General features: G+C 78.2%; 4 protein-coding genes and 1 pseudogene. 3 read left to right on the top strand and 2 right to left on the bottom strand.

The window, feature by feature from the left end:
- Positions 1-335 precede the first annotated feature (335 nt).
- From ACSNOD_RS26455 to ACSNOD_RS26445, 3 genes and pseudogenes are all read left to right on the top strand, one after another.
- Complete coding sequence (locus ACSNOD_RS26455; RefSeq protein WP_436769576.1) at positions 336-1,643, top strand: molybdopterin-dependent oxidoreductase; 1,308 nt, start codon at positions 336-338, stop codon at positions 1,641-1,643.
- 555 nt (positions 1,644-2,198) lie between these two features.
- Positions 2,199-2,810: pseudogene (locus tag ACSNOD_RS26450) on the top strand (aminotransferase class I/II-fold pyridoxal phosphate-dependent enzyme); the annotation flags it as partial.
- Between the two features lie 1,490 nt (positions 2,811-4,300).
- The gene (locus tag ACSNOD_RS26445) at positions 4,301-5,344 is read left to right on the top strand and encodes an MBL fold metallo-hydrolase (RefSeq protein ID WP_436769575.1); all 1,044 of its coding nucleotides are present in this window, start codon (positions 4,301-4,303) and stop codon (positions 5,342-5,344) included.
- A 77-nt stretch (positions 5,345-5,421) separates the two neighbouring features.
- Here the strand turns inward: ACSNOD_RS26445 and ACSNOD_RS26440 are convergent, their stop codons facing one another.
- Both ACSNOD_RS26440 and ACSNOD_RS26435 read right to left on the bottom strand, forming a co-directional pair.
- Entirely contained in the window at positions 5,422-6,096 is a 675-nt protein-coding gene (locus ACSNOD_RS26440) for a DedA family protein (RefSeq protein ID WP_436769574.1), read from the bottom strand.
- On the bottom strand, positions 6,093-6,872 hold the full coding sequence (locus tag ACSNOD_RS26435) for an MBL fold metallo-hydrolase (RefSeq protein ID WP_436769573.1): 780 nt from the start codon (positions 6,870-6,872) through the stop codon (positions 6,093-6,095). The genes ACSNOD_RS26440 and ACSNOD_RS26435 overlap by 4 nt, the downstream gene beginning before the upstream one ends.
- Positions 6,873-7,151: the final 279 nt, after the last annotated feature.

Genomic DNA, 7,151 nt, shown 5'->3' with positions numbered 1-7,151 from the left:
CTCCCGCCCCTCCTTGCCCCCTCCTGTCCCGGACAGCGAACCGTGCGTCGCACTATCCGAACTCGCCTTCGGCGCGAGGGGTGTTCGGTTACGCTCACGCCGTGATCAGTGACGGCCCGTTCGGCGTGCCCGCCGCGGCCGCCGCCGGCGAGCCGCGCTCCGCTGTCCGGATCGGCCCTCCGGGCCGCTGCCGCCTCTGACGCCTTCGTTCTCGCTCTCCCGGCTGTCGAGCCCGCGCCCGCGCGCGCCGGCCCCGGGGGCAGCAGTACTGCCCTCCGCTTCCACCGACCGTGAGGACGTACGACATGGGACACACGGGACAGAGGACCATACGTGTGCGGGCCGCCGCCGACCCCGGGACCGCCACGGGGCCCGGCGCCGGCCGAGGACCCGCCCCGAGCGGCATCGGCCGCCGCGACCTGCTGGGCCTCGCCGCCGTCACCCCGCTGGCCGCCTGGCTCGGCCTCGGCGGCGCCGGCCGGGCGACGGCCGCGACGAGCGTGTCCGCCCCCGCGCACGTGCCCCCCGGACCCGTGGGACCCGCCGGGCTCGGCACGGAGCCCGGCCCGGGGATCGTCAAGCCGGTGTCGCCCGCCTTCTTCACCCTGCGCGAGACCAACGCCGAGACCAACTGGCCCGCGCTGCGCGGCACCGGCCGCCTCACCCCCGTCGACCGCTTCTTCGTCCGCAACCACACCGGCACCCCCCGCATCGACGCCCGCACCTGGCGGCTCACCGTTCGGGGCAGCGGGCTGCGCGGCGGGCCCGTCGCGTTCGGGTACGACGATCTGCTGGCCATGCCCTCCGTCAGCCGCGCCGCCTTCATCGAATGCGCCGGCAACGGCCGCGTCCACTATCCGAACCAGCAGGGCGAGCAGGTCAGGGGCACCCCCTGGGGCCTCGGCGGCATCGGCACCGCCCGCTGGCGCGGGGTCCCCCTGGGCGAGGTGCTGCGCAGGGCCGGCCTGTCCCGCGGCGCCGTGGACGTGATGCCGAGCGGGCTGGACGACGCGTACGTCCACGCCGGCAGGTCCCTCGGCCGGGTGCGGCGGCCGATGCCCGTCGCCAAGGCGCTGGACGACGTGCTGCTGGCCTACGAGATGAACGGCGAGCCGCTGCCGTGCGACCACGGGTTCCCCGTACGGGTCGTGGTGCCGAACTGGGTGGGCATCGCCTCCATCAAGTGGGTCGGGGACATCGAGGTCTCCGCCGAACCGCTGTCCTCGCCGTGGAGCACGGACCTCTACCGGCTCTACGGGCCCGCCCACCCCGAGGGCGGCAGCGACCCGCTGACCCGGCAGAGCGTCAAAAGCGCCTTCGAACTCGCCGAGGGCGCCACGCTCGCAGCGGGCCGCGTCCACCGGATCACCGGCCGCTCCTGGTCCGGCGCGGGCGGCATCCGCCGCGTCGAGATCAGTACGGACGGAGGCGCCCACTGGCAGGACGCCCGGCTCCACGACGCCCCGCAGTACGGTGTCTGGTCCCGCTGGAGCACGCACTGGCGGCCGCCCGGGCCGGGACCCGCCGTCCTCATGGCCCGCGCCACGGACACCGCGGGCCGCACCCAGCCCGACCGCGCGGTCTTCAACACCCACGGCTATCTGTTCGACGCGGTGGTCCGCCACGCCGTGACGGTGGAGTGATCCGGCCGATCCGGGTAGATGATCCACACGTGATCGCCCAGGGGGGAGATCCCGACGCGAGGAGTGGGGTGGTCCGGACGGTGGGGTTGGCAGCCCCGGGGCGCGGCTCCGGTCCGCCCGGCGGGGGTCCGGCGGTGGAGCGCGCGTCCGGCGGGGATTTCCGTGCCTGAGTCGCCTTCCGGGTGGGAAAAACCCTGCCGTGGAGTCCTCCGGGCGTGGAGTCCCGTGCCCGGATTCGGCGTGGAATTCCCTGCTCCGGGCGCGGGGCCCTGCTCGGAGCGCCCGTGGGGCCGCACGGGCCGGAGGCCGCCGCCGGTGGGGCCGCGAAGGTTCCGCCGGGCGGCCCGGAGGCCCGGTGGTCCGGAGGCCCTACGGTCGGCCGCCCGGTCCACGGCGTGGGCCGGTCGGGCGCCGGTTCCGGGGCGTGGACCGGCCGGCGGACGTGCCCCGCACGGCGCGCCGGGGCGTCTCGGCGGGCGGAAGACGGGCCCCGGCCGGACCATGGGCGCAGATGGTCGGCGCGGCACAGGAGCGAGTGAACAACCGGAGGTACGGATGGAGCGGACGGCACCGGAGGGGCGGGCGCCGGTTTCCTTCGGGCCGCCCGCGCCCGGCCCCGCACTGCCGGTCCTGCCCGAGCTCTCCGCCGAACTGGCCGGCGCCGCGGCCCGCGCGGAGCCGGAGCCGGTCGGTGGCGGGGAGCGGCTGCTGGCCGCCGCCTGCGGCTACTGGTCACGGCGCGGGTTGTGGACCGATCCCTTCCATGTCGCCGCCGCGCCCGGCGCCCCCGCGCTGCTCACGGCCGTGCTGGCCGCGATCGGCGGCGATGTGCTGATGACGCGGCCGTGTGCCGCCTGGTACGCGCCCACGGCCCGGCTGCTCGGCCGCCCCGCCTATCACGTGCCCGTACCGGCCGAGTGCGGCGGCATCCCGGACCCGTTCGCGCTCCTGGAGACCGTGCGCCGGGTACGGGCCGAGGGCGGCGACCCCCGGGCCCTGGTGCTGTCCGTGGCCGACGACCCGTCCGGGACCGTCGCGCCGCCCGAACTGATGCACGAGGTCTGCGAGGCGGCGGCCTCCGTGGGCCTGCTCATGGTCAGCGACGAGACGTACCGCGACACGGTCTTCGGCCCGGAGCTCCGAGCGCCCGGACCCATCGCCCCGGAACCTGACGTTCCGGAAATTCGCGGCCCGGAGCCCGGTGGCCCGCGATCCGGCGGTTCGGGGACCGGCGACCCGCACCCTGGCAGTCCAGGGCCCGAGGCTCCGGAATCCAGCGGTCCGGCGCGCGTCCCCCCGGAGCCCAGCGCCCCGGAGCCCAGGGCCCCGGAACGCGACGCTCCGGGGGCCGCCGCCCCCGGCCCGGGCGGCCTCCGCGCCGAGGATGCCTCCGCCGCGGGGCCGCCGCGAGCCGCCCCCGGCGCCGCGGCCCCGGCTCCGGGGCCCCCGGGCCGCCCCGGCGAGCCGGGCCCCGGCGGCCCGAGCGGCGGTGGGACGCGCCTCGGAGAGGCGGGCGCGGCGGACGGACCGGGACGGCCGGGTGCCGCCCGGGGCGAGACCTACCGCCCCGGGGCCGGGCTGCTCAGCCCCGCCGAGATGCGCCACCAGGACGTCGTCGTGCTCGCCGACCTCGGCGCCGCGCTGCTGCCGCCCGGCTGGCCCGCGGCCGTCGCCCGGTTCCCGAACACCTGGCGCGGCGGAGAGCTGCACGCCGCCGCCCTGGAGGCGCTGGCCGCCGTCCGCGCGGTGGTGCCCGGGCCCGTCGCCGCCGCGGCGGCGTACGCCCTCGGCGAGCCCGGCCCCGTCGTCCAGCGGTGCGGCCGCGCCGCCCGGATGTACGCGGCCCTGGCCCGCGCCGCCTACGGCGCGGTGATCCGGTCCGGCGCGCTGTGCCGGCCACCCGGCGCCGGCCGCCATCTCTACGTCGACCTGACCCCCCTGCGCCCCGCGCTCGCCGACCGCGGCATCACCGACTCCGTGGAGCTCGAGGAGCACCTCTCCGGCCGGCTCGGCGGGGCCGCGCCCGGCGGGCACCGCTTCGGGGACGCGCCGGACGCGCTCCGGGTGCGGCTCTCGACCGCGTGGTCGGCCGGCGCGACGGAGGAACAGCGGCTCATGGCGCTGAACGCCGACGACCCGCTGGAATTGCCACATGTGAGCATGGCGTTGAGGCTGATGAGAACGGTGTTCGCCGAGTTGAGGGACGGGTGAGGCCATGCCGCTCGGTCGGCCTGCCCGCCGCCTCGCTCCGTACGGGTGCCCGCTCGCGCCGTACGGCCGCGGCCTCGCTCAGTACGGACGGTGCCGCCCGTACGCGCGGGGCCTCCGCCCGTACGGGTGCCGCCCCGGCCCGTACGGGTGCGGCCTCGCTCCGTATGGACAGCACCTCGCTCCGTACGGCCCTCGCGCCGGCGCGCCCACCGCTCCGTACGGCTGTCGCCCCAGCGCGGGCCCACGGCGCACGCCGTCCGCCGTCCATCGCCCGCCGGCCGCCCACCGGCCGGCGCCCGCACCCGTACCGGGTCGCGTCCCGCAGGCCGGGCCGGGCCGCAGGAACCGTCCGCCACCCGCGCGTGCCGCATGACCGGCCGAGCCCACCAGCCCTTGCGCGCCACCGCTTCGACCGCGGACCGCAGCCACCCGGAACGGAGTCCTCGATGACGGAACAGACCGAGCCGCGCCCGCTCGCCGAGCCGGGCCCTCTCGCCGAGCCACGCCCCTTGGCGGAGCCGCGCCCGCTCGGCGAGATCCGCCTCTGGCCCCGGTCGTTCGCCGACCGGCTCACCTCGCCGCTGCCCGGTGTCCGGGCCCTCGCCCGGATCGCCCGCGAGGGCCGGATGCGGCCCTCCGCCGCGTCCCTGCACGACCTTCCCCACCTGCCCGTGGAGCCGGGGCCGCTGCCCGAGCCGGACGCCGGCACCGTCGCCGTGACCTGGGCGGGCCACGCGAGTTGGGTGGTGCGGATCGGCGGTCTCACCGTGCTCACCGACCCCGTCTGGTCCCGCAAGATCCTCGGCACGCCGGCCCGGGTCACCCCCGTGGGCGTGCCCTGGGCGGCTCTCCCGCGCGTCGACGCCGTCGTCATCAGCCACAACCACTACGACCACCTCGACGCCCCCACCCTGAAGCGGCTGCCCCGCGACACCCCGCTGTTCGTGCCGGCCGGCCTGGGCGCGTGGTGCCGCCGCAGACGCTTCACCCGCGTCACCGAGCTGGACTGGTGGGAGGCGGTCGAGCTGCCCTCGGAGGGCAGCGGCGTCCGCTTCGACTTCGTGCCCGCCCACCACTGGAGCAAGCGCACCCTCACCGACACCTGTCGCTCGCTCTGGGGCGGCTGGGTGCTCACCGACCGCTCCGGACAGCGGGTGTACTTCGCCGGCGACACCGGCTACGGGCACTGGTTCCGCGAGATCGGCCGCCGCTACGAGGGCATCGACGTGGCACTCCTGCCGATCGGCGCCTACGACCCGCGGTGGATGCTCCGGCCCGTGCACACGGACCCCGAGGAGGCCGTACAGGCCTGCCAGGACCTGGGCGCGCGGAACATGGCCCCCATGCACTGGGGGACGTTCCTGCTCTCCGCCGAACCGCCGCTGGAGCCGCTGAGCCGGGTCCGGGCGGCGTGGGCGGCGGCGGGCCGCCCGCGCGAGGAGCTCTGGGACCTCCCGATCGGCGCCTCTCGCGTCCTCGCCCCCCGCTGAGGACGCGCCGCGCCCCCGCCGAGGGTGGCGGCCCGGGCCGCCACGCGGGCCGGCCCGGCCCTGGGGTCGCCGCCGGGTCAGCCCGCCGCCTCCTCGCCCGGCTCCCGCCGCCCTCGCAGCCGCCGCCGCAGTCCCGGCAGGCCGCCCAGGAGCAGCGTGAGCGCGACGGCCGCCAGCACGCCCTCCCAGGGGCGGTCGAAGAGCGCTCCGCCCAGGACGCCGACGAGCTGGTACGTGCCCGCCCACGCCAGGCACGCCGGCGCGTCCCCGCGGGCGAAGCGCCGCGGCGTCATCCCGCCCAGCAGACACGCCAGCATCACGGGGACCCGCCCGCCCGGCACCAGCCGGGAGAGCACCAGCACCGTCACCCCGTGCTCGTCCAGGGCGCGCCGCGCGGACTCCAGCCGCTCCGGGGCCACGCGCTCGCGCAGCCGCGCCAGCCGCTTCCCGCCCCCGCGCCCACCCCCGTCCCGGCCCCGTCCGGCGCCGCGCGGCCCGTTCAGCCCGCGCCGCCCCAGCCCGTACAGCGCGAGGTCGCCCACGAACGCCGCGCCGGCCGCCACCAGGAAGACCGCCGGCTGGGCCCACGGCGACGGCTGGTGGAGCGCCACGACCGCCGCCGAGCCGACCACCGCCCCGGTCGGCACCACCGGCACCAACGCTCCCGCCGCCACCAGCAGGAACAGCGACGGATAGCCCACCACCTGCTGGGTGGACCCCGGCGCCAGTCCGGCCACGACCTCGGGGATCACCTGGCCGGCTCCAGCCGCACCGACTGGCCGTGGTCCAGCAGGTCCACCGCCACCTCCGGCGCCAGCCGGGCCGCGTGCCGCACGAACTCCTCGCCCGGCGCGTGGAACTCGTGCGGACGGACCGCGTCCAGGCCGATCGGCCAGTACGTCCCGTAGTGCACGGGCACGGCCCGGCGCGGCGCCAGCCGGGCCAGGGCGCGCGCCGCCCGCCCCGCGTCCAGGTGCCCCGGCCCCAGATACGGCCCCCAGCCGCCCACCGGCAGCAGCGCCACGTCGCAGGGGCCGACCGCCGCCGCCATGCCGTCGAACAGGCCCGTGTCGCCCGCGAAGTACGTGGTGGCCTCGCCGCGCACCACATAGCCGAGCGCCGGCGCGCGCCGGGGCCCGTACGGCAGTCGGCGGCCGTCGTGCGCCGCGGGCACCGCCCGCACGACCACCGGGCCGCAGCGGACCTCGTCACCCGGCACCACCTCCGTGAGCCGCACCCCCTTCGCCGCGATCCGCCGCAGCCCCGGCACCGCCCGGACCGCGCCGCGCGGCACGAGCAGCCGGGTGCCGGGCGCCAACAGGGCCAGCGACCGCGGATGGAGGTGGTCGGCGTGGAGGTGCGAGACCAGGACGAGGTCCGCGACGGCGGCCTCGGGCGGCGGCAGGGCGCCCCGCCGGCGGCGCAGATGGGCCAGCCGCCGCACCAGCAGCGGGTCCGTGAGCACCCGCACCCCCGAGTCCACCACCGTCGCGGTGGCGTGCCCCCACCAGGTGATCTCCACCGGCACGTGCGCCTCCCGACTCCCGTCCGCCGGACCCGGACCGGCCGCCGCCGTTCGCGCGCCACGTGACGCCGCACGCCCCGGCGCGCGCTGTCCGGCGTCCGCCGTCCGCTGCCTGCCGTCCGCTGCCTCCGAGCGTACGGCCGCCGCCTGAGCCGTGGTCGCCGCTCGGCCCATCGGTGACGGTCGAGCGACGGCCCGGCGGATGCCGTGCCTCAAGGCCCGAGGCCCGGAGGGCACCGCTCACTGCCCCGGGGGTATCGGCTCAGCCGGCCTGGGCGGCCG

Source organism: Streptomyces sp. URMC 123 (assembly GCF_051386515.1).
Classification (GTDB): domain Bacteria; phylum Actinomycetota; class Actinomycetes; order Streptomycetales; family Streptomycetaceae; genus Streptomyces.
This window is presented reverse-complemented; position numbering and strand designations above follow the sequence as displayed.

What these genes read in the sequence shown, in the direction of transcription:
- ACSNOD_RS26445 (WP_436769575.1), top strand. Translation starts at nt 4,301, where the DNA reads ATGACGGAACAGACCGAGCCGCGCCCGCTCGCCGAGCCGGGCCCTCTC.